We start from the raw sequence: 24,508 nt of genomic DNA, 5'->3' as shown, positions 1-24,508 counted from the left end.
ACCGTCTGGCTTATCGTTTCAGACGGGTGGTTTCATCCATCATATCGTCGACGGTGGTGATCACTTTGGCATTGGTCGAAAATGCCCGCTGCGCCTTGATCAGGTCGGTCATCTCTTGCGCAATGTCCACGTTAGACCCTTCAAGCGCACCGGCGTTGATCGACCCCACAGTCGAAGAATTGGCCTGCAAAGCAGAGAACGACCCTGTTTCACCCGACAGGCGATAGGCGTTGCCCTTCACTTCGACCAGCCCATTGGGGTTGGCGACGACAGCGACAGGAATGTCATAAAGCGCGCGGCGCATGCCATTATCGAAAACGCCGAACAATGTGCCGTCTTCGGTGATCTCGGTCCGCACCAACTCGCCCGCGCTGGACCCGTCCCGATCAAACGCGAGGCTGAAGTCCCCCGCGAACTGGCTGATCCCGTCGAATGCGCCGGGCTTGCCAAGGGTGATGTCGATCTCTTGCGGAACAACCCCGTTATCAAGGGTGATCGTCGCCACGCCTGTCGCAGGGTCCACGGTAAAGGCGGCCGGTGCCGTCGCGGTGGAATTGATGTTGCTATAGCTCAGCGGAGAGCCTGCCGCAGGTCCGGCGTTGTTGAACTCGATCGTGACACTGCCCAGCCCATTGCCGTTCTGGTCCGCAATCGCCAGATCCCATGTGTTCGCCGTGGTGCCGGGTGCCCAGGAAAAGCTCACGCGTTGGCTTTCACCCAAGGCGGTGAACACTTCGGACGAGGTGACAAAAGGTGCGCCGGGATCGGTTTGGCCTGTGTCCTGCGATGGCAGGTTGCCAAAGGCCGTGATGGTCGACGTTACGCCGGCAGAGATGTTCAGATTGCCGATGTTAACCGTTTCCATATCCTTGAAGGACGTCCGGTCGACCGATCCGATGTCCCCTTCCAGCCCGTAGGGGTAGCCCGCAAGATAGTATCCCGCCGCGTTCTTCAGGTTGCCCTGTTCATCCGGCAGGAACGACCCCGCGCGGGTCAGCATGTAGTTGGTCTGCACTGTCTCGTTCGGGTTCATCGACACCGCGAAGAAACCGTTCCCGCCAATCGCCAGATCGGTAGAGGAGTTGGTCGAGATCAGGCCGCCTGCTGTCGCGATGTCCAGCTCTTCAACGGCGTTGACCGACAGGACCCCGTCGCCATTCCCGCCCGAGGCAGTGGTCGTGACCATATGCGCGAACCCGCGGCGGTACCCCACCGTGTTCGAGTTTGCGATGTTCTCGGAGATGCTGCCAACCGCCTTGGAGTTGGCGCGCAGCCCGCTGACACCCGTCTGAAGCGCACTTGAAATGCTCATTTTCCTACCTCGTTGTCGTTCTTGGTATTCTTGCCTAACAGGACAAATAATCGAATTGGTTTAAAGAAGGTTAAATTTTCGCGATTTATTTTTGTCTAACCTTGGTTTAGCCGAAATTTGCAGCCGAGTTCATGGAGATATCCCTGAATTCGCGATGCTTTCAAAGGCATTCTCTAGCTGCTCCAACCGCTTCGCCGCCCCGCCCGCGCTCAGCGGCAGCACGTTATCGCGCACCTCGGATATGCTATTTGCCAGCGAAATCAAATCTTTAGATGGCGTGAGACTGGGAAACGAACGCGTCACCTGCTGTAGCGTCTCTTGATCTTCGGACCGATAGGCCGCGATCAACAGGCGCGTGGCATCCTGCAAGGAAAAATCCTGCGGATATGTCCGCCAAAGCTGCGAAAGAACGTCCGCCGCCTGCGGCCAGCGCTCTTCTTCTGATAGCGCGAGCCCCACATCGCGCAAATGCTGCGCCGTTGGCGCATCGACGGACGCCTTCAGCAACGCAGGCTTATCCCCCAGTTTAGAGAGGGTTTGCGCCAGCAAACTCTGATGCGCCTCCTCCATCTCGGGGGCGACGCTTACATCCATCAACTCCAACGTCAGCCGTGCATCGGCGAATTGCCCGCCCTGCACCTGCGCCTGCGCAAGCTTCATGTTCAGGCGAAAAATCTCGGCCGCGCGGGAGGTGCCTTGTTCTTCTTGCTTTTCTTGCAAGATACGCACGGCACGGCGGTATTCCTTGGCCGCCAGATCGGTCGACCCCAGCTTCAGGACGTAGTCACCCAGTGTTTCAATCTGCGCCGTGAACCCTTCGGTATAGCGGAAATAGGGCAGCAAACGCAGATGCAGCGCGACCCAAGCCGACAGCGGATACTGCCCCTCGCCCCCTGCCTTATAGATATCTGCCAGCAATTCTTGCGCCTGCGCCTCAATCGGGGCGGCTTCGGCAGGTTCGGGGAACCGCAGCAGAATACGGCCAAGGGTCAACACGGCTTCGGGATGATTGCCCAATGCATGGTACACCCGTTCAAGCCGGCGCAATACTTCCAGCTCGTACCGCCCGCCGCGCCACGCCTCTGATCCGCCTTCTAGGGTCGATTGCGCCGCCAGCAGCGCCCCTCTTCCGCCATCGGCAAGCGCCATATCCGCAACCGCCAAACGGGCGCGCACGGCGTATTGGTCCCAGCCCTCTGCCGCTTCCAGATAGATCTTGAGCGCGGTCGCCGCGTCCCCCCGCTTTTGCGCGGCCCGTGCGCGCAGGAATGTACCGGATTCGGCCCCCGCCAGCTCTGGCATTTCGTCCAGCAGGCGCAGCGTCGCGTCGACATATTCACGCTTATCCAGCTCAATCGCCGCTTCAAGCAGCACCGGCAGAACGGCCCGCACGACGGACTCCGGCTGTGTGCTCAGCCCGCCAAAGCTTGGCTCGATATTATCCGACAAGCGCCGAACGTCGGAGGTGGCAATCGCGTCCAGACTAGCCCAAAAGGCGCGATCTGGTCGGTTGCCTGCCAGCGGAGACGTGTTGAAAGGGGGCGTTACCGCGGTCGGTGCTACCCCCGCCAGCAGACGCACCGCGTCGGACAGCGCACGGTGACGGCGCTTATGAACCGGCGTATCAGGGGTCACTTCGGCAAGGATAGAGCCCGCCTCGAACAGCAGCATATGGGCCATATACAGTTCGGCCACATCCATCATCACCCGCGTCTGGTCGCTGCCCCGTTGGCTGCCGAGCTTGGCAATGCTGTGCCGCAAATCATCACGCAACCCGTCTGGAGACCAGCGCCGCAAATCCAGATCCCGCCGCCATGTCTGCCCTGCGTCCAACGCGCTGTGATCCAGCGTATCAACCACATCAGAGGGCGCGGCCACAAGTACACCCGCCGGAACCGCAAGAACCAGCAACGCCTTAACCACCGTTATGCAAATATACTGGCGCACACCTATCCTTGAGAGTGTAAATAGAACTTGCCTTATCCTTGTATTCATGAAAATTTGTATTTGCAATGACATGTACAATGCGTTTTTTCGTGATGCTTCAGCACCGCCGGAGGATGAGATGAGCAATATCAGTTATGTGGCGCTTTCTCAGGCAACCGCGCTGACCCGCAGCATGGACACGACGGCGCATAACCTCGCCAACGCCACGACCTCGGGCTACAAGGCGATCCACCCCGTGCTGGAATCCATACCCGATGGCAGCGGCGACAACGCGATCAACTATGTGCGCGAAAGCGGGACGTACCTTGAACTTGCCGACGGCCCGTTGATGCAGACCGGCAACCCGATGGACATCGCCGTGGCCGGTGACGGCTGGCTCAGCTTCCAGCTGCCCGGCGGCGAAACAGGTTACAGCCGTCACGGGCGCCTTGTTGTGGATGTCGACGGCCAGTTGAAAACCGCAGGCGGTATGCCCCTGCTTGGCGTGGGCGGCGGGCCTGTCGTGCTGCCCGATGATGTGGGTGACGAGGTGGTGATCACCACCAGCGGCACCGTGACCAACCCCCAAGGCGCGGTGCTTGGCGCGGTCAGCGTTGTCGCGATCAACGAGGCGGCGCAGATGCTGCCCATGGGCGCGGGCATGTACCAGTTGCCCCCGAACGCAGGCCAGCCGCAGCAGATGGAGAACCCGCAGGTCAAGCAGGGCTTTATCGAAGGCAGCAACGTGAACGCCGTCCTTGAAATGACCCGTTTGATCGACATCCAACGGGCCTATGAGAATTCGGTCAAACTGATGGGGTCGGACGATGATCTGACCCGCACGGCCATCCAGAAACTTGGGCGCGTATAACGCCGCCGGAAGGAGCATAAGATGAAAGCACTCGGGATCGCGGCCACGGGCATGTTGGCGCAACAGACCAACGTTGACGTCATCGCCAACAACATCGCCAACGCCAATACCACCGGCTTTAAAAGCGGGCGCGCCGCGTTTCAGGATCTGGTCTATCAAAGCTTTGCGAGCGCCGGATCGCTGACATCCGAAGAAGGCACTGCGCGGCCCGTAGGCACTGATATCGGCTTGGGCGTGCAAGCGGCGGGCGTGATCCGTCACAACATCCAGGGCGGCTTGATCCAGACCGAAAACCAGTTGGACCTCGCGATCGAGGGGCGCGGCTATTTCACCGTCAATCGTCCCGATGGTACACAGGCCTTTACCCGCGACGGGAACTTCCAACTGAGCGCCGAAGGCCAGCTGGTCACCCTGAACGGCTATGAGGTAGAGCCCGCGATCATCGTGCCCGAACTGACCCGTCAGGTCGAAATCAATCAAGAGGGCGTGGTCATGGCCTATGTTGAAAACGACCCTGAACCGGTGGAACTGGGCCAGTTGAACTTTGCGACCTTCCTGAACGAAGCGGGCCTGAAACCTGTCGGTGACAACTTGATGGAGCAGACCGCCGCGTCGGGTGAGCCTGTGCAGAACGTCCCCGGCACTCCCGGCGTCGGCATCACACGGCAGGGATATCTTGAGCAGTCGAACGTCAACATCATCCAGCAGATCACCGACCTGATCTCGGCACAGCGCGCCTACGAGATGAACTCCAAGGCGATCGAGACCGCCGATCAGATCATGACCACGACGAACCAGATCAAGTAACGGGTTGAACCGATGAAACGTGTTGCCATTGCCCTTTTCGTGTTGTTCCAGCTTGCCGCCGCTCTTGTGGTGGCGGGCCCTGTGCTTGCACAAGCCGTGCCCGTGACCGACCTGATCGAGGAACGCGCCGTCGCCGAACTGGGGGCTACTTTGCCCGCGAAAGCCAAGCTGGATATCCGCATGGCCGAGGGGATGATCAAGAAGGGCAACTTCGTGCAGGAGTTCTGGATCGACCCTGACTCGGGCCAATTCATCGCAAATGTGGTAACCGACAGCGGTGTCCCGCAACGCGTATGGGGTCTGGCGATGGTGACATTGACCGTGCCTGTTCCCAACCGGCGCATCGTGCCCGATGAAATCGTCCGCGCCCAAGACGTATCGCTGGTCGAAATGCCGATGCAGCGGGTCGGCAGCTATGCGATCAATGAATATGATCAACTCGTCGGCCAGCAGGTGCGTCGTATGCTGGTCACCGGCCGCCCCGTCCCGCGCAATTCGGTCATGCCGCCCCGTATCATCAGCCGCGGTGAAAAGGTCAAAATCCGCCTGACCCACGGCGGGCTGCAGCTAACGGCCAAAGGACGTGCCCTGGATGATGCCCATAAGGGTCAGGAACTGCGCGTCGTCAATCTTTCCAGCAACAAGGCCCTGTCGACCATCGCGATGGCAGCAGGCGTCGTCGAGGTCGTACAATGACATCCCTTCGTTTTCCTGCTCGGCTCGGCTGCCTGCTTGCAGCTTCGGCGCTTTTTCTGGCGGCCTGTGGTGATTTTCAGGAAACCCACAACCCCACGGTCAGTGATCTGACGCTGAGCCCCGACCACATGGGCGAGGTCAACCGCGTGAGCATCCCGATGCCTCTGCCCAAAGCGCCCGAACAGCCCAAACGCGCCGATCAGGCCAGCCTCTGGAGCAATTCAACACCGCGTCTGTTTCAGGACCGTCGCGCCGGCGACGTGGGCGATCTGGTCACCGTTCTGATCGATATCGATGACCGCGCGCAGTTGCAAAATGCCACAGGGCGCAGCCGGTCCTCCTCCACTGGGGTGGACGACCCCGATATCCTGAACTTCGACACCTCGACCGACAGCGGACAGCTGATTGGCCTGTCGAGCAGCTCGTCCAGCGAAGGCGAAGGGTCGATCCGCCGGAACGAGACGATACGTCTGCGTGTGGCCGCCCTTGTGATCCAGACCCTACCCAACGGGAATTTCGTGATCGCCGGACGGCAAGAGGTCAAGGTGAACAACGAACTGCGCGAGCTGCGCATCGCCGGCATCATCCGCCAGTCCGATATCAACGTCGGGAACACCATCGACTACGACAAGATCGCCGAGGCGCGGATCACCTATGGTGGGCGCGGGCAGATTTCGACGGTGCAAACCGCGCGCTACGGTCAGGACGCGCTTGAAGTGTTCCTGCCCTACTAAGGCGGGACGCGGGTGTGATCAAATACATCATCATCGCCGTTTGCGTGATTGGTGCGGGGGCCATGGGCTATGTCGGGGAACGCTTTATGCGGCCAACGACATCGGCCCCCTCGGATCAGGCGGCGACGCAAGAGCTGATGTTCAAGATGCCCTTGGGCAAATTTACCATGCAGATCATCCAGAGCCGCAAAATCCTGCATCTGGTGTTTGACATGGATGTCTATGTCATGGGGGCTTTGTCGTTTCACGAGATCAACGGTGCCGTCGGGCGCGCCCGTTTGCGTGACGCAACCGTGTCAGCGATCGCCGAGCTTGCGGAAACCGACCTGAGCCTCGCCCAACCGATCGAAGAAGAAGCCCGCAAAGCAGAGCTTGCCGCGCAAATCGTACGCAAGCTCTACGTTAATTTCCCGGCGGTCCGCACGGCACGGCTGAACAGCTTTTACGCCAATACCAGCCTACGCAACTGACAGACCCGATCAGCTCGCCGATTTTACCGTGATCGACGATGCCGTTTCGCCGCCGTCCAGACCAAAGATGATCTCTCCCTCGCGGAAACGTACATCTTCGACGCGAGCACTGCGCGACGGCTGGATCGCGATATTGTTGCCAGCGGCATCTTTCGCCGTCAGCACCACGGTGTATTTCCCCGCCAACTGCGCATTGCCGTAATCGTCCTTGCCATCCCACCCCAGCGGGTTCGTGGTGCCGGATACTGTGGACAGGCCGTTGATCGTACGCACATTGCGCCCCAGCGGATCATAGATTTTCGCGCTGACCTCGGCTGCGCCGGCCCCCACCTCGTATGAGGTCGAGGTCGTGCCATCTTCCAGCATCACCACATCGGATTGCACCGTGACATCGCGCCCCAGAAGATCGGTGCCCCCCAGATTCAGCAAGCCGCTGATCTGGCTGGTCAAAGTCTCAAGCTGGGTATTGGTCTGCACCGCTTGTTCCACCTGCGACAACTGCGCAAGCTGTGCGACGAACTGCGTGCTATCGACCGGCTCAAGCGGATCCTGGTTCTGGATCTGCGCGGTCAGCAGGGTCAGGAACTTGGTATAATCCTCACCCAACTGGCCCAGTGAATCCTGCGCCGAGCTTTGGTTCGAGCTTGTGAAATTGTTCAACAGTGTCTGGCTTGTCAGCATGGATCACACCCCCTTAGGTGAGAATATCAAGTTGTCCGTCATCCACCACATTTTTGTGCTGAACGCCAGCGGTCACGGGGCCTACGCCGTCATCAATGCCCCCACCGAACCCCGCGGTAGAGCGTTGTTGATCGCGCGCACCGTCGTCCGAGAATCCCTGCTGGAATTCAAAGCTGCCCGCGTCGGTAAACCCAAGCCCCTGCGCCAAAAGCTGGCGTTCATCGCGCAGCGTTTGCAGCACGGTAGGGTTCTCGACACGGACCACAACGCGGGTGCCGCTATCCTTGTCGGTGACGACCTCGATCTCGATTTGCCCCAACCCGCGCGGATGCAAGCTGACCGAGGTGCGGCCCTCTTTCGCCTCGACGGCCTTCACTTGCGAGATCAGCGCATCGGCAAAGGGTTTCGGTGCAGGTTTGGCCTGCGTCTCGGCACTTGGCGCGGCGGCTTTCAGATCGCTCGCTTGGTCGGCGAGGATCAGCGCGTTGCTTTCGACGGGCTGCGCCTGAACCACCTCGGCGGGCCGGAAGGTCGCGGTGACATCAACGGGCGCTTTGCCCTGTGCGGCTGCGCCATTCTGACCTGCGTTCAAGAAGGTCGGCTGCTCTGCCCCGAAAGCGGCCTGTCGCAACGGCGCGACGGGCGTATCCGCGTCGATTGATGGTTCTGGCGGGGCGGTTCCCTCAACAGCGGCCGCGGCTTGGGGTGCTGCACGCGGCGGGGTCGAAACCTTGTCGCTAACCTGCGGTTTAGGGACAGGTTGCACCGCCGCCACCCCCTGCGTTTGCGCGACGCTTTGAACCTCTGCCGTGGCAGCGATTGGTTGCTGTGCCGCTACTGCTGTCGCGGGGGCAGCAACGGGCTGCGGCACAGCAGAGGGTTGCGGTGCGGGTGCCGCGATTTTGACATCGGTTTTCGCCTCGACAGGGGATGGCGCAGCAGGTGCAGCCGTTTCGGGCGCGACCTTAACAGCGGATTGCGTCACATTGGCCGCTACCGCGTCAGCGGCCAATGTCGGCGCGGCCAACGGCAACTGGGGGTCTGCGTCGCCCGCGACACCTTGCACGGATGCCTGTGGCACAGCGACTGCGGGGGCGCTGACCGTGGTCGCGGTGGCTACTTGCCCCGTTGCTTGAGCGGTAGCCCCCTCGCCCGTCGGTTGGGCGGCCGTCATCAGACCGGTGAAGGAAGCCTCCATCGACAGGGCCGTCGGATCGCCCGCTTGCTCTGTGGTCAGGGAAAGCCCCAGCACATCTGCCATCCCTTCGGCGGTGGCATCGTCACTACCCAGCAGAATAGGCTCACCATCGGGGCCGATGGTGAAGGGCGGCACCGCCGCGCCTGCCTCGCCAATTGCTACGGTCCCCATCAGCGCGGCAAACCCTTCGGGCACGGCGCTGGAGCCCTTGCCGGCTTTCACGCCAGCCTGCCCCGTCATCAATGCGGATAGAGCGACATTCATCTCAGTGCATCTTGCTTGTCATGACGCCACGCGCCGCGAGCTCATACTTCAATCGCGACATCGCGCGGCGTTCGATCTGGCGCAGCTTGGCGGGGGTGACCTCCATCCGCGTGGCAAGATCCTGAATGCTTTCGGGGGGCTGCTGCAAGGTCCGCGCCCGCAGCACCTCGCGGTCCATCGGTTGAAGCCGTTCCATCGCCTCAAGCAGTCGCGCGCGGATCAGGGTTTGCGACGACTGCGCGATCACGGCCTCTTCGGGGTTGGGGTCTTCCGAGGCCAGCAGCGCAAAGCTGTCATCATCGTCGATGGAATGCTGCACCGTTTTCTGCACGCCCGCCGGAGTCTCGACAATGGCGCGCAGGTGGTTGCGGGCGGTCATCGTGGCGTTCTTGACCCACCATTTCGCATAGGTCGAAAACCGCACGTCCCGATCCAGATCAAACAGATCGGCGGCGTGGATCAGCCCCAGTATCCCTTCGGAAATCAGGTCTTCGCGTTCGGCCTGATCATCGCTGAGCTTGCGCGCCCAGTAGAACACGATACGCGCGTGCGACAGCACCAAGGATTCAAGCGCGAACTTATCTTTGCTAACCTGCCAATCCTTTAACAGGACACGTTCATCTTCCAACGCCAACATCGGCGCATTGCGCGCTGCTGCATAAGTTATTGTCATTGCCTGCCCAACTTTTTCCCCAACATGACCACACTTCACGAATCTGGGAAAGTTTATTTTGCTTAAGGCACGGTTAAATTGGGTTTTATCCTTGGCAAACAACCCGATATCAAAGGACAGTTTCCCCTAGAACCCGCTGAGCGTCGGCAACCACGTGGACAGCGCAGGGATAAAGGTGATCAACAGCAACGCCCCCATCAATGCGATAAAGAACGGCGGCATTTCCTTGATCAGGGCCGATGGCTTGATGTTCACCGCCGACGAGACGACAAAAATCAGGCTTCCCACCGGCGGTGTGGTCAGACCAAGGGTCAGGTTCACAATCACGATAATCGCGAAATGATCCGGGTCGATGCCAAGCGCAAAGCTGATCGGCGCAAGGATCGGCACAAGGATCATAACCCCGGGCAGCGGGTCCATGAACAGGCCAAAGACCAGCAACAGCGCATTCACCGCCAGCAAAAAGACAATCGGCGACAGATCCCAGGCAATGATCGTCTCTGCCAGAAACTGCGGCACGCCTTCGATGATCAACACCCAGGCAAAGGCCCGCGCCGCGCCAAGGATCAACAGCACCGCCCCCGACACCAGGGCCGCGCGCAGGATGATCGCGGGCAGATCCGCGACCCGCAGCGACCGGTAAATGAACATGCCGACGAACAGCGCGTAGAAGACCGCGATCACCGACGCTTCGGTCGGGGTGAACACGCCAAAACGGATACCGCCGACGATCAGCACCACCAACATCAGCGCGGGCAGCGCGTAAAGCGCGATCCGCGCGATCTCGGCCAAGGGAGGCATCGGTGCGCCGCTGGCATAGCCGCGCTTGTGGCTGACCCGCGCGTTGGCCAGCAGCACCGCTGCGGTGATCAGGATACCCGGCAGCACACCCGCCATGAACAGCGACCCGACCGATACCTGCTGATCCTGCATGGCATAAATAATCATCGTGATCGACGGCGGGATAATCGGCCCCACGACCGAGCTCGAGATGGTGAGCGCTCCGGCATAGGCACGGCCATAGCCGCCCTTCTCCATCATGCGGATCATCATCGTCCCCGGCCCCGCAGCATCGGCCAGCGCCGAGCCGGAGATCCCCGCGAACATGGCAGAGCTGACGACATTCGCATGACCCAAGCCCCCTTTCAGATGCCCCACCAGCGATTGTGCCAAGCGCAGCATCGCAAGGGTCACCGCCCCGCCGGTCATGATCTCCGCCGCGAGGATAAAGAACGGCACCGCCAGCAGCGGGAAACTATCAAGGCCCGAGAACATCTCTTTCACCACAACGAGGTTGGGGTAGGACGACCCGAAGCTCAGCGCGACAAAGACGGATATCGCCATGGCAAAGGCCACGGGCAGACCAAGGGCGAGCAGTACGAAAAGCGCGGGAAAAAGGATCTCAGCCATTTGCGCCTCCGGGCAGTGGGTCGGCGGTGGCCCCATCCATACGTTTATAATCCCCGGCCATGATGAAGGGGCGCGCAATCAGCAGCAGGTGGGCGATCAGCAGCGCAAACCCGACCGGCATCGCCGCGTAGACATACAGGAAGGGCATCCGCAGTGCGGGTGTGACCTGATACTGCATGCGCTGCGCATATTGGATGCCGACGTAGACCATGAAACCGAAAAAGACCAAAAGCCCCAAGGCAATCCCCGCCCGCAGCAGCTTTTGCCCCATGCTGGGCAGCGCATCCTGTAGGTTGGTGATCGCGACATGCCCGCCGGTGCGCAGCACAAGTCCCGCGCCGCCAAAGGTCATCCAGATCATCAGATAGCGCGCCGCCTCATCTGCCCAAGGCAGCGAATGGGCGGTCACATAGCGCAGGGTGATATTGGCACCGACGACCAGCGTCATTGCCGAAAGCATGAGGATCAGCGCCCAACCGTTCAACGCCACGAAAATGTTTTCCAGTCTCTTCACGGCTTCCCCTCGCCCGATGTCGCCGGCACCCCTTGGATGCCGGCGGTATTGCTCACTCGAAGTTTACGATCGAGTCGACCAGCTCTTGGCCGTAGGTGTCATAGTAGCCTTCATAGGCCGATTTGATCGACGCCTGAAACGCGGCTTTCTCTTCGGCGGACAGGGCGTTTACTTCCATGCCACGCTCTTTCAGCGTTTCCACACCCGAGGTTTCCACGTTGTCGACATAGCCCCGCATCGCGGCAGCCGCTTCAGTTGCAGCTTTCTCCATCGCGGCTTTCTGATCGTCGTCAAGCCCATCCCAGAAAGGTTTGGACACCAGCAGCATCGCGGGCGAATAGACGTGGCCCGACAGGGTCAGGTATTTCTGAACTTCGTTCAGCTTGACCGAAACGATCACCGACAGCGGGTTTTCCTGACCGTCGATCACACCTTGCTGCAACGACGAAATCACCTCGGGCCAAGCCATCGGCGTGGGGGCGGCCCCCATGGCGTCGAAGGCCGCGAGGTGCACGGGGTTTTCCATCGTGCGGATCTTCAGCCCTTCGACATCGGCAGGCGTGTGGATCGCATTGCGGTTGTTGGTGATGTGGCGAAAGCCCTGTTCGCCCCATGCCAGACCGTGCAGGCCGACAGTGTCGAACTCGCCCAGAATGTCCTGACCGATGGGCCCGTCCAGCACTGCGCGGGCGTGGTCCAACCCGCTGAACAGGAACGGAATGTCAAAAACACCGGTGGCGGGGACGAAGTTCGCCAGCGTGCCCGAGGACACGATTGTTGCCTCGATGGTGCCCAGTTGCAGCCCCTCGATCACTTCGCGTTCGCCGCCCAGACCCGAGGACGGGAAATGCTTGAAGCTGAACTGGTCGCCGGTCTCCGCCAGCACCACCTCTTCAAATTTCTGCGCCGCGACGCCGTAGTGGCTGTCGGGGGCCAGAGCATAGCCGATCTTGATCTCGGTCTGCGCAGCGGCGGCACCCGCCAGCGCGACAAAGGCGCTTGCGGCCGCAAAATGTGTCAGATTGAATTTCATGGTAACCTCCCAGTAACCTTGTGGATGTGCTATCTAAACCCACCAAAGCTGACAAGATGCAGCCCTCGTGGCACCGCGCAACGCTGCCTTAGCCCTGCGCGGATTTCCGGAACAACTTTACCAGCTCGGGCACATAGGCCTGACCATGCCCCGCCTCGACCGTTCGGGCGAGCGCGGCAGAGACGTTATCGGCGACGGTCTGTTGCGCCCCCGATGCGGTCGACATGGCACGGTAATAGTCGATGTCTTTTTGTGCATTGCTGACGAAAAAGGGCAGCCCTTCGCGGTCGCCTTGCGTGATGTAGGGGGCCAAACGCTCAAGCGCGACACTGGCCCCGCCACCACCGGCCAGAACATCCACAAAGACCTGCGGATCGATCTGCGCATCGGCGGCCTGCGCTGCGGCCTCGGCCAGCAGGGTCATGAACCCGACCGACACATAGTTATGCAGCAGCTTTAACCGGTGCCCGTGACCAAGCGCCCCGACGTGGTCGACCGTATCGGTAAAGCTTGCCAGCACGGGCCGGACCTTTTCCAGCACCGCGGCGTCGCCCCCGACCAACAGGTTCAACGCCCCGTCATGGGCGTGTTTCGCCGTGCGCGTCATCGGCGCATCCAGATAGGCCCCGCCCGCGGCCTGCACCGCGTCGCCCATACGCAGGGTGCTGTCGGGCAGCGCGGTCGAACAATCGACAACCACCGCGCCGGGTTTCAACGCCGACACCAGCCCGTGATCGCCCGTGACAATCGCCTCCACCTGAGGCGATCCGGTGACGCAGAGTATGATCACATCACTCACCGCCGCCAGCGCGGCAGGCGTGTCATACGCCACCGCGCCAAGGCCCGTAATCTCGTCTACCGGCTGGTTGCCGGGGTGATCCAGAAAGCCCAGTTCGAACTTGCCCTTGCGCAAGACGTTCCGCGCAATGCCGTGGCCCATCAGACCGACACCGATAATGCCAACTTTCATCGCGTTCCTCCCTTTGTCCCGCAGCGCGGTTTAATCCGCGTTGATCCAGATCGCTTTGGTGTCCAGATATTCTTCCAGATGCTCGGTCCCGCCTTCGCGGCCATACCCCGACATCTTGACCCCACCAAAGGGCACCGCTGGATCAATGGCGTGATACATATTCACCCAGACCGACCCTGCTTTCAGCCGATGTGCCAGCTTGTGCGCCGTCCCCAGATTGGTCGAGAATACACCAGCAGCCAGCCCATAGGGCGTGTCATTGGCGCGTGTCACGACCTCGTCCAGATCATCGAACGGCAGCGCGGAAATCACGGGGCCGAAGATCTCTTCGCGGGCGATGCGCATGTCGTCGGTGACGCCGCCAAAAACGGTGGGCTGGATGAAATGCCCACCCTCCAGCGCCGCCCCTTCGGCGCGTTGCCCCCCGGTCAGAACCGTTGCGCCCTCGGCCGGACCGTCCGACAGGAAACCGGCGATCCGTTCGGCCTGACGGGCCGAGATGATGGGCCCGATATCCGTGCCCTCGTCAATCCCCTGCCCGATCTTCAGCCCTGCGGCAAACTCCGCCACGCGGCGGGTGAATTCATCATGGATCTCGCGCGCCACAAACAGCCGCGATCCGGCGATGCAGATCTGACCCGAATTGGCAAAGACCGACATCGCGGCCACGGGCACCGCCTTGTCGATATCCGCATCCTTACAAACGATGACCGGCGATTTACCCCCCAGCTCAAGCGAGACCCGTTTCAACGTGCCTGTCGCCGCGCGGGCAATCGCCTGACCGGTGGCGGTTGATCCGGTGAACACGATCTTGTCCACATCCGGATGCGCCGCCAGCGCGGCACCGGCATCGGCCCCCAATCCAGTCACCACATTCAGCACCCCGTCGGGCAGCCCCGCTTCTTGCATCAACCGCGCGATCATCAGCACGGTCAGCGACGCCTCCTCGGACGGTTTCAACACCACGGTGCAGCCGGTCGCCAGCGCGGGCGCGATCTTCCAGACGGAACCGGCGATTGGCGCGTTCCACGGGATGATCGCCCCGACCACGCCCACGGGTTCACGCACGGTGGATGAATAGATCTCGCCGGGGAAGGAGTTCGAGATTGTCTGGCCGTGGATCATCACCGCCTGCCCCGCATAGAACCGCAACATCCCCAAAACGCGACGGCTGTTGGCCAGCGTGCGCTGGATCGGCATCCCCATATCCAACGTGTCCGACAGGCACAGGCGTTCCCATTCGGCCTCGAACTTGTCGGCGATGCGCAGCAGCAGCGCCTGACGCTCGAACGGGGTGAACTTGGCCCAAGGCCCCTCGAACGCCGCGCGGGCGGCTTTCACGGCGGCATCAATATCCGCCGCGCCCCCCTCCGGTACGGTCGCCAGCAAAGACCCGTTCGCCGGATTGCGCGCATCCATCTCTGCGCCCGATTGGGCCGGGCACCATTTACCGTTGATGAACATCGGCCGAAAGCTGCCGTCATACAGCGCGCTCGCCAAAGCGTTCCAGTCTTTCATACGTGTCTCCCTTGCTTTGCAGACCACCGCGTAGATGGCGTCTTTCTGCACCTCGGATCGAGGCGCCGCAAGGTAAGGCAGGCGAATTAATCCAACTTTTTGAAAGTTTTACGGCAAGGGCATGCCCGAATGGCCCGCAAACCTGTGTTTTGTCAGGATATTCGGGCCGTCTCTTTGGTGTTTGCAGGAACGGGCACACCATCAGGCTGCCCGCCCCACGTCAGAACTTGAGCGAGAGACTCGCCCCGATGTCGTGGCTGTCATAGTCGAACAACGCCACATTCGATTTCGCCCGCGTGTAGGTATAGGTGATGCGCGGCACGTATTTCCCGATCTGCACCTTGTTGTGCTGCACGGTGAAGGTGAGGCTGGTGGTGTCATCCTCGCGCGGGGTCGTGGTGCCGGGGAAGATGCCGTCGTATCTGTCCTGTTCGTATGCCAGTATCACGCCGGTCGACAGGCCCGATTTCCACTGTTTGTCGATCCCCATCGACACGCCGGTTTCATGGTGATCCAGATGCGCGCGCTGTGTCGTTTCGCGCAGCTGCGACAGGCCGAAGGATAGCCCGAGCGTGGGCGTCAGCCGATGTTGGTACGAGACCGAAGCCCGCATCCGGTGCCCGTCCCGAAACGGGCTTTGGTCATAGGTCTGCCGATCAAACCGAAGCGCCCCCGACACCAGATCACGCGGACGCAGCTGATAGGCGCCGCGCAGCTCCGCCCCCCACCGGCGTCGCACGATGTCTGAATCAGAAAAGCTCAGCTCGGCAATCGGCCCGAAAGAGAACCGCCCCCGCTGCCCGCCACGAATGACATCGAACCGAGCGACCGCCGTGGTTTCGGTGTTCAGCGCGGAATCGTAGAATTTCGCATCCAGACTGGCGGTGCCCACGCCGGACCATCTTTCATTCCACTGCCAGCGCCGCCACGCCGTGCCGCCAATCGCCAGCCCCACCCCGGAAGACGCGCGCGATGCAGGGTTCAGCGTGAACGGCACCCCGCCAATCAGGATCTCCTGCTCGGCACTGCCGCGGGTCTGGTTCGACGACGGCAACAGCGCGAACCGCAGGGCAAAGCCGCCGGGCTTGCGCGAGGTATTGTTCAGGATAAAGGTCTGCAATCCGGCGCGCAGCTGTTCGTCGGCGGTTTCCGCGACCAACCGTTCCGCATGATAGCGCGCAGCGGTCACATCACCGCGATAGGCCAGCAGCAGGGTCAGCTCTCGTCTTGCCGGTTCATAATCGGGCGCGATGCGTACCAGATCGCGAAACAGATCAACCGCCGCCGCAGGCTGGTTCTGGCGCATCAGGATTTGACCTTCCAGATAGGCCTGATGCAAGGGCCCGTTCGGATCCCCCTTGACCAACTGCGCCAGACTGGCCCGCGCGGCGTCATAGTTTCCCTGTTCCAGATAGTCCTGTGGTGTCGCGGCCTGCGCCTGTCCGGGCGATTGGCACGCCAAAAGAACGCCCATCAGGGCGGCAAAAAGAAGATGTTTCATGGATTAACCCTCAAGCAGTTAAATCGGCGTGAAACCTGAACTCTGCACTGCGTCTCCCACATGAAATAATGGGGAGACGCAGGCATGGCTTGAGGTCATGCCCACGCCCAGAGAAGCGGGACCCGTAATTTGATCGACGCTTCTCTATCCCGTTGTCGTCGACCTTAGTCGACTTTGTCGGCCGAGAAGTAGCCGTTCCCGTTCAGCGACCCGTCGTCAGCGCCGATACCAAATGTCAGCGCACCGGCAACCTGTTCGGCGTTTGGCCCATAGAACGCACCGGAGTACGTCCCTTCGGCGCTATTGACGTCGATATCGCTGATGAAGTCCGCATCTGCCGTCAATGTCCCGGCAAAACCGTTGTTATCGAACGTGGTTTTATCCATCGCGATGGTCCCTTCAACGGCATCACGTTCACCGTCTTCGGGGTCTTCGATGGTGGTGTTCCCGATGGTGCCCCAGATCTCGCCGGCGCCAAAGTCTGCCGTCATCGCGATCTCGCTACGCACCTTGTACCGGCTTTCGCTGTTCGATTCGAAGCCGCTGTTTGGCACAACATTGATCCGCGACCGACCCGTATATTCGGCTTTTGGCAGATCTTTCAGATCTTCATCCGCCGTCTCTGTGCCAAAGATCGCAAAGGTATTGTCACCCGACACGTGACCTTCGGCGTTCTCGGATGTCCGGAAAATGCTTACCACCTGGGCAAAGCCATTGCCCGCCGTCAGCAGTTCTTCGACCGGACCATTAAAGTTATAGACCCCGGCGAATTTGCCATCCACCTCGACCTCGTAGCCGTCACCTTCGCCATTCACGTCGGCAGGGGTGAACGCCAGCTCTTCGCCGTCGATGGTCACGGTCAGCGCGCCATCATCATTGCGCTTGATCGACGCGGTGACATCAGTCGTCGTGCTGGTTTCCCCGGTGTGATAGTTCAGGTTCTGCAAGGCGACGCCCACGGCGCGCGCGGTCAGTGTCTTGCCTGACGCGATCGCAGCACCGGCATCGACCGGATCACCGTCCTCGTCTGTCGCAAAGGTCCGTTTGGCCTGCGCCTCTTCGGTGATGTCTGTCACATCAATCACCTTGTCGACCCCGTTCGATGACCCGCAGGCCGCGACGCTCAGCGCCAGCGCGGTCGTTGTCATCAGTTGCATGTAAAGTTTCATTTGAATGCCCTTTCTAAATAGCCCCAAGCGGGCGGGTGCCTGCCGAAATCGCAGCAGGTTAAGAAAGGTTAAAAATCGACCGTAAACGTACCGTAATTTTTTGCGCGGCGCTCCGTGAAAAAATCGTGAAAAAAGAACGCATCAGGCGGTTTTTCATCGCTAAACGCTAGGGGGCCTAACCTATAGTTGCGACAGATATGCCAGCGCCTGTTTGCTTGGCATAAAGAAGTACCCCCCTGCCACCGTTCGGGTGAAATCCACCGGCGCAGGCTGCGCGACCCCCTCCCCTTCCGCGCGAGACATCGGGCACATATCCAGCGCCAGCGACTCCTCCGACCCCGGAATAATGAACGTATCACCCTTCTGTTTCGGCGTGATCAAAGGGTCCGGCCCATGCCGCCCGCCGTGGAACCCGTCTGCGTTGATCCAGGTCTGCTGCACGAATTCGAACTGCCGTTCGATATTGGCGTTAAAGCACATAAAGAAGGTGCCTTCCTCTTGCTCAACCGGCGGTACGGTCTCGGTATCGCGCCGCACCCAGCCCGCGTCGATCAAGCCTGCGTCCTGCGGCGTGTCAAACGCGCTGCTATAGGTCCGGCCCCGCCGCAACAGCCGATGGCGGTTGTTGATCTGCAATGTGATCTCGTGACCGGGGCGGAAACTGTCGCGCGGGTTGGCGCGGCGGATATGCGACCCGATCGGGCAATACAGCCCCAAGGGGTCATCCTCGCCATGGCGGAAATCATTGTCGGGAATCACCGGCCGCAGCAGATCGCGCGGTATGCCAAGGGGGCCGACTTCATGCTCCAGCTCTGACAAGGCATCGTTGAACGCGGCCCAGCCCTGCGTCGTCCAGATCGTCTCATCCATGCTCAGCCCGCCATGCACGCCCAAACGGCCGCTTCCCCTTGGCGTGCGTGTCCGGTCAAGGAACTGCTGCAGCGCAACAAGATGGCCGTCGGTCGCAGGGCGCTGGCCCGTGGCGGCCTGCAATGCCTTGAGGCGCAGCCCGACATAGCGACGCACGACCGCGTGATAGCGCGCGCGGTTGCGCAGGCTGCGCGACACCGACGGGTTGCGCGCCAGTGAACTGCCGTCGGCCCAGCGACCGATGATCTTGGCGGTGATCCATTGCTCCATCCAGATCTGCCGTGCATCCGGCCCCATAGGCACATCGCCATAGGGCGACTGATCCATCTGCCCGCGCTGCATATCCCCCAGCACGATATCCTTGTCGCCGGGCATGCGGTCGCCCTGCCGGATCCTGATGTCGGCCTGAATATCCTCGCGGATCGCATCCGCGATGCCCTTTTGCGGCAGATGTCGCGCCTCAAGCCCGCGCGCCTTGGCCGCCACAAACTCCTTCAAAGCCTTGTCATTGTGCAAGATCTGCCGCACCGCCAGAAAGCTCCCGCCGCGGCCAAAATCACGCTGGTCCCCCAGATGCAGCCGCCCAAAGCGCGGCACCAGATCCGTGACCGGCCGCTCGACCGCCGACAGCCCCTGCGCCGCCGGCGTATCGGCGGGCACGGTGATCGCCAGCGGCAGGTAGCCCCGGGAATCGGGATACCCCAGGATGAACTCCCCCGCGCCGACCACATCATCCGGCGCGGCCTTGCCTTTGGCAAAGGCCTGGGTGTGGCGCATGATCGGCTGCGAGATACCGTCACGCGTGCCGAACCCGTCGCTATGGGCCAAGCCGCGGCGTTGCAGATCCGCCCGCACGATACTGTCCACCGCGATGCCATATTGCTCGAACATCACGGTCAGCGTGTCGTCGGTCGCCGCCTGCTCCGAAGGATCGCGGGCATAGGACAGCAGCAAAGCGTGCGCGGCGCCGTCGCTCCATCGCCAGCGGGCGGGATCGGCGGGCGTGCCCGCATCGCCCAACACCCGCGCCCGTGCCGCCATGCCGCTGGCAAAGGCATGGGGCAACGTCGCGCGCCCGTCGTGGGGCGTGTCGGGAAACCCCAGCAGCGACAGCCCGCCAGAGGACAGGGCAATGAAATGCGCCGGATAATCGGGATAGGCGTCGCCAAAGCTCAGCCGCGCATCCCAGGGCGCACCGGGGGTTTCGGCATTGCGCGCCTCTTGCAGCAACTGCGCGATCAGGCGTTTGCCCCCCTGCCCCGTGTCAAAGCGCAGCACCCGCGCGGTCATCAACGGATGCCGCCCCAGCCCGTTGAACAGCAAGGTCTGCACCTGGTCCGTCTCGATCGCATCGGCGGGGCGCGGCGCGGTGTAGAATAGGGTGGCCCACGCGCGATATTCGTCATGGGTCAGCGCCCGCGCCAGCCCGTCGCGCACCAGCGCATTGGTGCGGATCATCCCAGTGGTCAGCTCTGGAAAGCGGCTGTACCAGACCTGCGTCTGCACCTGCTGGCGCCGCACCCAGCGTTTGAACCTGTCACCGTCCTGCGCCCCATCCAGAAAAAACCACCGGCTGCGCGGAAAACCCACGCAGTTATTCCACGCCATCGTCTGCCCACGGTGCACCTTGGTGATGAAATCCTCGAGGTAGCTTTCCCAGCTGCCGTCGTAATTGCCCTGAAAGATCAGCTTTTGACTGCCTTTGGGGCAGTACCAGCGCGCATAATGGATCGTGGCGAAATCGGTGACAAAGCCGGGGCGGAACCACAGGATTTTCATATATTTGATGATGTGAAACGCCAGCGCCGTGGTCAGCCGCCGCAGCAGGCCGGGCTTCAAGGCACTGACCGAGGTGATGTGGTTCTGCGCGTAACCGGGCAGATCCTCCATCGCTTGCACGGCGGCGACGTGATCATGAGGCGCATAGCGGTCATCCGGCGTCTCGCGTGTTTCGACCCGCCGCAACCATGCCAGCACCCCGCCCGCCACCGTAAGCGCCAGCAACAGCGGCACCATCCAAAGCGAGACATAGACATCCGCCGCCTGCAACAGACTGACAATACCAAAGGCGACCAGCCCCACAGGCAGCACCAACGCCAGCAGCGCAAAGACCGCCAAGGGCTTCAGCCCCAGCCCCGCATATTTCGCGATAAACCCCGAGAAGGGGAAATCCTTGTGCCGCGAGAAGCGCGGATAGCGATGGGATGGACGGTACAGCAGCGCCGCTTTCGCAGGGTCCTCCTGCATCTGTCTGCGGATATCGGCCACCAGATCGGCAGGGTCCGTGGTGCCCTCGGCTGCGCGCTGCCGCACCTGCGCCTCGGCCCAGTCATAGAGGTTTCTCTCCTCCTCGATCTGGCGCACGGGCATATGTTCGGTGCCGTTGAAGTTCACCCCGATGGTGCCCCAGGGCTTGGTATCGGGATGTAGCAGATGCGCGCGCACCGCCGCGATAAACCCGCCCTGCGCATCTTTCAGAAACGGCAGCACGGTCGAACAGGGCGCGTCGATCCGTTGCGCCAGCCGCGCCAGCGCGTCCCGCGGCATGCCATCGGTGTTGAACTCTGCCAGCAGATGGGTGGGCCGCGCATCAAGCCGCGTCTCGGCCCCCAGATTAACCAGATTGAGGCTCGCGAAATGCACGATCCCCGTGCCCTCAAGCCCCTGCTTCAAATCTGATGTCTCCTCCTGCAACCCCGCCAGGACCGCGCGCAGCGCCTCTATATCCACCCCCTCTTTCAAGGGCACAGGCGCCACGATCGTCGACTGTGCCGCGTGGCCTTCCACCATGTCGAACCGCATCCGCAAGCGGCCCAGATAGGGGCCATAGAACTTTGGCCGCTCGGGCAGAAAGGCGATGCCGGGGCGCGAGAGAATGATCTGGAATGCCTCGGTGATGATCTCATGCGCCATCTCGTGCCCCAGACAGTGATGCATCCCCAAACCAAAGGACAGATCCGGCAGCGCGGTGCCGTCCTTGGCCAGAAACCCTTCGCCGGGCATGAAGCGGTTGGGGTGTTTCACCACCCGCGGATCATGCAGGGCTTGCGCTGTTGCCAGAATGACCACGGCACCGGGTTTGATCCGCCGCAGCGCCTCGGGCAGGCCCTGCGTATCGCCGGCGTCTTTACGCAGGCGGAACTGGCCGGGAAAAAGCGACGGATTGAAGCGGGCGATCTCGAACAATATGTCGCGCAGGGCCAAGCGGGCCTGCGGGTCATCGGGGGTGGCTTCGGCCCGCGCGGCACAGCGCAGCGCCTGATGGAACTGGTCCGGCTTGCGGCGCATCTGGTCGAGTATCTTGCCCGCCGCAAGCGCGGTGGTGGGCACAAAGCCGGTGATCACCCCGAACAGGATCACCCGCACGGTGTCTTTGTCCGACTGTTCCCAAACCGGCCCAGCATCGCCTTGCCGCGCGACCTGATCCATCAACCCTTGCAAGAACCCCGCCTGTGCGGGGTCCGCCCGCTCGTCGGCGGACAGCTTGGCATAGGCGTCGATGCTGGCATCCAGCAGATCGCAGATGCGCTTGGCCCCGATCATCGCCTGCCGACGCACCGCAGGCGTGCCCGAGGGGTCGGCAAAGATCAGCGAGGAACAGGCCGCCGAAAACGCGGCAAAGTTCTCCGCGCTCGGGGCTGCGATGCCAAAGGTCTTCAGACAGGCCTCTGCCGTGACGCGCATAAAGACATCGCGCGCCATGTCGATCTGCCCGCCGCTATCCTCCAGCAAGGCTTCGGTCACGCGGCGCACCACAGGGCGCACATGGGTCGCCGGATCAATCGCCGCCCAAGGATCGCGCAAAATCGCCATCTGCGCGGCATGGGTCTGTGCATCATCGCCCAAAGCAAAAACCGGCGGGCCTGCCATCTCTTCCATCTCGGGGCCAAAGGGCACGCCGAACACATCGGGCCGATGCAATGCCGCGACAATATCGGCGTGGCGCGTGACAAAGTGATATGGCCCCAAACGCACCACCGGCGCAATCCGCTGCATCAGGCGCAGCCCGCCATGTTTCATCAGCCCTTGCGTGATCCGGCTACGCAGCTGTGCGACCCAACTGCCGTTCAGCGCATCAAGCGTGAAATGCCGCGTTCCCAGATCAGAGGGATGCGCCCGCTCCTCCGCCTGCGCTTGCCGGATACCAGCGTAGTTGTCTGCATATTTCGTCATGCGTCGGATGCCTTCTGCAAAGGCCCCCCGGGGGGTCACCAGCCGGCGCGCCGTACCTAGAACATCTCTTCAATCATACGTGCGTTCAGCGACCGGTCCGAAAAGGGAAGCCAGTTGATATAGCTGCGGTTGAAACGGGGCTCGAACTCGTACAGGTCGCGCTTGGCACGCGCCACGGCGTCGGGGCGGCCCATGCGGTGCAGCGCCAGGACCTTGACCATATGGGCGTACCAATAGGCGGGGCGCAGCAACAAGGCGTGATCCGCATGCTGCAACGCGGCCGACAGATCCCCGGCCAGCAGCGCGGCAAGGGCTGTCTCCCCCTCGAAACAAAAGCGCTGCGGGTGGTGCGGCGACAGGCGGATCGCATGTTCCAGCGCCTCCAGCGCGGCCAGGGGGTTGCCATCATAGGCCAGATTCGTGCCGCGCTGGTCATGGGCAAAGGCCAGCGAGGGGCACAGCCGGATCGCCTCGTCCGTGTAATGCACAGCCGCCGTCTTGTTGCCCAGCCAACATTCCGCACAGCCCGCGATCCAATAGCCCCGCCCGTCCGACACATCCAGCTTGATCGCCTTTTGCGCCTGTCGCCGCGCCAGCTTGATGTCACGCGGATCGGCGCGGCAGGTCCAGACCCGCCACAGCGTGGTCAGCGCAAGATAGACATGGGCCTCTACATGACCGGGGTTGCGCGCGATGATATCCTCGAAGATCGCCTGCGCCTTCTCGAAATCCTCGGCCGTGAGACGGTTGATATGCCAACGCCCCTGCCACACCAGCGCCTCGTCACTTTGTGCCGGCCGCGACTGGGACCGCTGTTCGTAGGATTGCGCCAAGGCACAGCTGAAATTCCCCGCCACCTCGATCGCCATATCCCGCGCGACTGCGGCAAACCCCGCCCCGATGTCGGCAGCATCGGCCAGCGGCGCGGTAAACTGCGCACGTTTCACCGATTGCCCCGTGGTCAGATGCGTCAGCTCCACCATCAAGACCAACCGCCCGCCGCTCTGGCGCAACTGGCCGGTCACCACGTAATTCGCCGTCGCAGGCCGCGCGGCACCGGCGGCGCTGCGGCCACTGTGCACGGCCCAATCCATAAAGCTGATCCAACGATGCCGCGCCAGCTGGTCCAACACCTGCTCTGCCAGTTCTTGCGCCTGAGGGGTCAGCGGCTCGGCACTGGCAAAGGGCATGAGCGTCACGCAGGGCACATCCAGCGGCGGGGCGAAGTCAACCTCTGATGGGTCGGGACCGCCCTGCGAGGTCTCTAGCTGGCGGGACCAAAAGGCGCGTTGCTCGCGCAGCCAGTTGTCGAATTCGGGGTCCCTGATATCAAGCCCTTCAAGGAACTCCGCCTGCCCCGGCAACCGCTGCGCCACCGACGAAAGCTCAAGCGCATCTACCGCGACCTCGCTCAGCGACAGCGTGACCGTGGTGCGATCCGCCTCCAGCACATCGCCCATCGGGGCAAGCGCACGGCGCAGGGCAGACAGCGTCTGGCGCAGGCTCGCCGCACCCTCACGCTCTCCGCGTTCGCTCCATAGCTTGTATTGCAACCAACGTCTTTCGCGCCTGCCACCGGGGGCGACCGCCAACATCGCCAGCACAGCGCGCGCCTTCTTCGAGGTGATGGTGACACGTGACCCATCGGTGCGCCGCAAATCGAACGGCCCGATGACATTTAGCTGCAATCCTAGAGTTTTATGAGAACCATCCGCCAA

Annotated in this window: 19 protein-coding genes; 5 read left to right on the top strand and 14 right to left on the bottom strand. The window is 61.9% G+C overall.

What is annotated here, in order from left to right; genetic code table 11:
- Positions 1 to 10: 10 nt before the first annotated feature.
- On the bottom strand, positions 11 to 1,312 hold the full coding sequence (locus ABM428_RS15960; protein WP_132997939.1) for a flagellar hook protein FlgE: 1,302 nt from the start codon (positions 1,310 to 1,312) through the stop codon (positions 11 to 13).
- Between the two features lie 129 nt (positions 1,313 to 1,441).
- Positions 1,442 to 3,259: a hypothetical protein gene (locus ABM428_RS15955; protein WP_240790866.1), complete on the bottom strand. Its 1,818-nt coding sequence runs from the start codon at positions 3,257 to 3,259 to the stop codon at positions 1,442 to 1,444.
- A 118-nt stretch (positions 3,260 to 3,377) separates the two neighbouring features.
- On the opposite strand from ABM428_RS15955, the gene ABM428_RS15950 reads away from it, so the two are divergent.
- From ABM428_RS15950 to ABM428_RS15930, 5 genes are read left to right on the top strand one after another with little or no spacing between them, the layout of a single operon-like run.
- Positions 3,378 to 4,109 (top strand): flagellar hook-basal body complex protein, encoded by a 732-nt coding sequence (locus tag ABM428_RS15950; protein ID WP_240790865.1) that lies wholly within the window; start codon positions 3,378 to 3,380, stop codon positions 4,107 to 4,109.
- 21 nt (positions 4,110 to 4,130) lie between these two features.
- A complete protein-coding gene (gene flgG / locus ABM428_RS15945; RefSeq protein WP_005849013.1) occupies positions 4,131 to 4,916 on the top strand; it encodes a flagellar basal-body rod protein FlgG in 786 nt (261 codons plus the stop codon).
- Between the two features lie 12 nt (positions 4,917 to 4,928).
- Positions 4,929 to 5,612: a flagellar basal body P-ring formation chaperone FlgA gene (gene flgA / locus ABM428_RS15940; RefSeq protein WP_064216618.1), complete on the top strand. Its 684-nt coding sequence runs from the start codon at positions 4,929 to 4,931 to the stop codon at positions 5,610 to 5,612.
- Complete coding sequence (locus ABM428_RS15935) at positions 5,609 to 6,346, top strand: flagellar basal body L-ring protein FlgH (protein ID WP_005849010.1); 738 nt, start codon at positions 5,609 to 5,611, stop codon at positions 6,344 to 6,346. The genes flgA and ABM428_RS15935 overlap by 4 nt, the downstream gene beginning before the upstream one ends.
- 14 nt (positions 6,347 to 6,360) lie before the next feature.
- Positions 6,361 to 6,816 (top strand): flagellar biosynthesis protein FlgH, encoded by a 456-nt coding sequence (locus ABM428_RS15930; RefSeq protein WP_168592475.1) that lies wholly within the window; start codon positions 6,361 to 6,363, stop codon positions 6,814 to 6,816.
- Between the two features lie 9 nt (positions 6,817 to 6,825).
- Here ABM428_RS15930 and ABM428_RS15925 read toward each other — a convergent pair whose 3' ends face one another.
- The 12 genes from ABM428_RS15925 to ABM428_RS15870 all read right to left on the bottom strand — a co-directional run bounded on the left by ABM428_RS15925 (position 6,826) and on the right by ABM428_RS15870 (position 24,478).
- Positions 6,826 to 7,497, bottom strand: a complete 672-nt coding sequence (locus ABM428_RS15925) for a flagellar hook assembly protein FlgD (protein WP_132997937.1) — start codon at positions 7,495 to 7,497, stop codon at positions 6,826 to 6,828.
- Positions 7,498 to 7,510: 13 nt separating this feature from the next.
- Positions 7,511 to 8,959 carry a flagellar hook-length control protein FliK gene (locus ABM428_RS15920; RefSeq protein ID WP_353628590.1) on the bottom strand — a complete coding sequence of 483 codons (1,449 nt, stop codon included), beginning with the start codon at positions 8,957 to 8,959 and terminating at the stop codon, positions 7,511 to 7,513.
- Position 8,960: 1 nt separating this feature from the next.
- Positions 8,961 to 9,632, bottom strand: a complete 672-nt coding sequence (locus ABM428_RS15915) for a sigma-70 family RNA polymerase sigma factor (RefSeq protein ID WP_005849004.1) — start codon at positions 9,630 to 9,632, stop codon at positions 8,961 to 8,963.
- 126 nt (positions 9,633 to 9,758) lie between these two features.
- Positions 9,759 to 11,042, bottom strand: coding sequence for a TRAP transporter large permease (locus ABM428_RS15910; RefSeq protein ID WP_005849002.1), 1,284 nt, complete (start codon positions 11,040 to 11,042; stop codon positions 9,759 to 9,761).
- Positions 11,035 to 11,556, bottom strand: coding sequence for a TRAP transporter small permease (locus tag ABM428_RS15905; protein ID WP_353628589.1), 522 nt, complete (start codon positions 11,554 to 11,556; stop codon positions 11,035 to 11,037). Before ABM428_RS15905 ends, ABM428_RS15910 begins: the two co-directional genes overlap by 8 nt.
- Before the next feature lie 52 nt (positions 11,557 to 11,608).
- Positions 11,609 to 12,589 carry a TRAP transporter substrate-binding protein gene (locus ABM428_RS15900; protein WP_260005671.1) on the bottom strand — a complete coding sequence of 327 codons (981 nt, stop codon included), beginning with the start codon at positions 12,587 to 12,589 and terminating at the stop codon, positions 11,609 to 11,611.
- An 88-nt stretch (positions 12,590 to 12,677) separates the two neighbouring features.
- Positions 12,678 to 13,559: an NAD(P)-dependent oxidoreductase gene (locus tag ABM428_RS15895; RefSeq protein ID WP_289085325.1), complete on the bottom strand. Its 882-nt coding sequence runs from the start codon at positions 13,557 to 13,559 to the stop codon at positions 12,678 to 12,680.
- A 30-nt stretch (positions 13,560 to 13,589) separates the two neighbouring features.
- The gene (locus ABM428_RS15890) at positions 13,590 to 15,077 is read right to left on the bottom strand and encodes an aldehyde dehydrogenase family protein (RefSeq protein ID WP_353628588.1); all 1,488 of its coding nucleotides are present in this window, start codon (positions 15,075 to 15,077) and stop codon (positions 13,590 to 13,592) included.
- A 220-nt stretch (positions 15,078 to 15,297) separates the two neighbouring features.
- A complete protein-coding gene (locus ABM428_RS15885) occupies positions 15,298 to 16,578 on the bottom strand; it encodes a surface lipoprotein assembly modifier (RefSeq protein WP_037966667.1) in 1,281 nt (426 codons plus the stop codon).
- A 164-nt stretch (positions 16,579 to 16,742) separates the two neighbouring features.
- A complete protein-coding gene (locus tag ABM428_RS15880) occupies positions 16,743 to 17,735 on the bottom strand; it encodes a transferrin-binding protein-like solute binding protein (RefSeq protein ID WP_235208571.1) in 993 nt (330 codons plus the stop codon).
- Between the two features lie 192 nt (positions 17,736 to 17,927).
- Complete coding sequence (locus ABM428_RS15875) at positions 17,928 to 22,790, bottom strand: cytochrome P450 (protein ID WP_353628587.1); 4,863 nt, start codon at positions 22,788 to 22,790, stop codon at positions 17,928 to 17,930.
- Between the two features lie 56 nt (positions 22,791 to 22,846).
- Entirely contained in the window at positions 22,847 to 24,478 is a 1,632-nt protein-coding gene (locus ABM428_RS15870; RefSeq protein WP_353628586.1) for a hypothetical protein, read from the bottom strand.
- Positions 24,479 to 24,508 lie beyond the last annotated feature (30 nt).

The sequence above is a fragment of the Sulfitobacter sp. TCYB15 genome (genome assembly GCF_040435955.1).
Classification (GTDB): Bacteria; Pseudomonadota; Alphaproteobacteria; order Rhodobacterales; family Rhodobacteraceae; genus Sulfitobacter; species Sulfitobacter pontiacus.
This window is presented reverse-complemented; position numbering and strand designations above follow the sequence as displayed.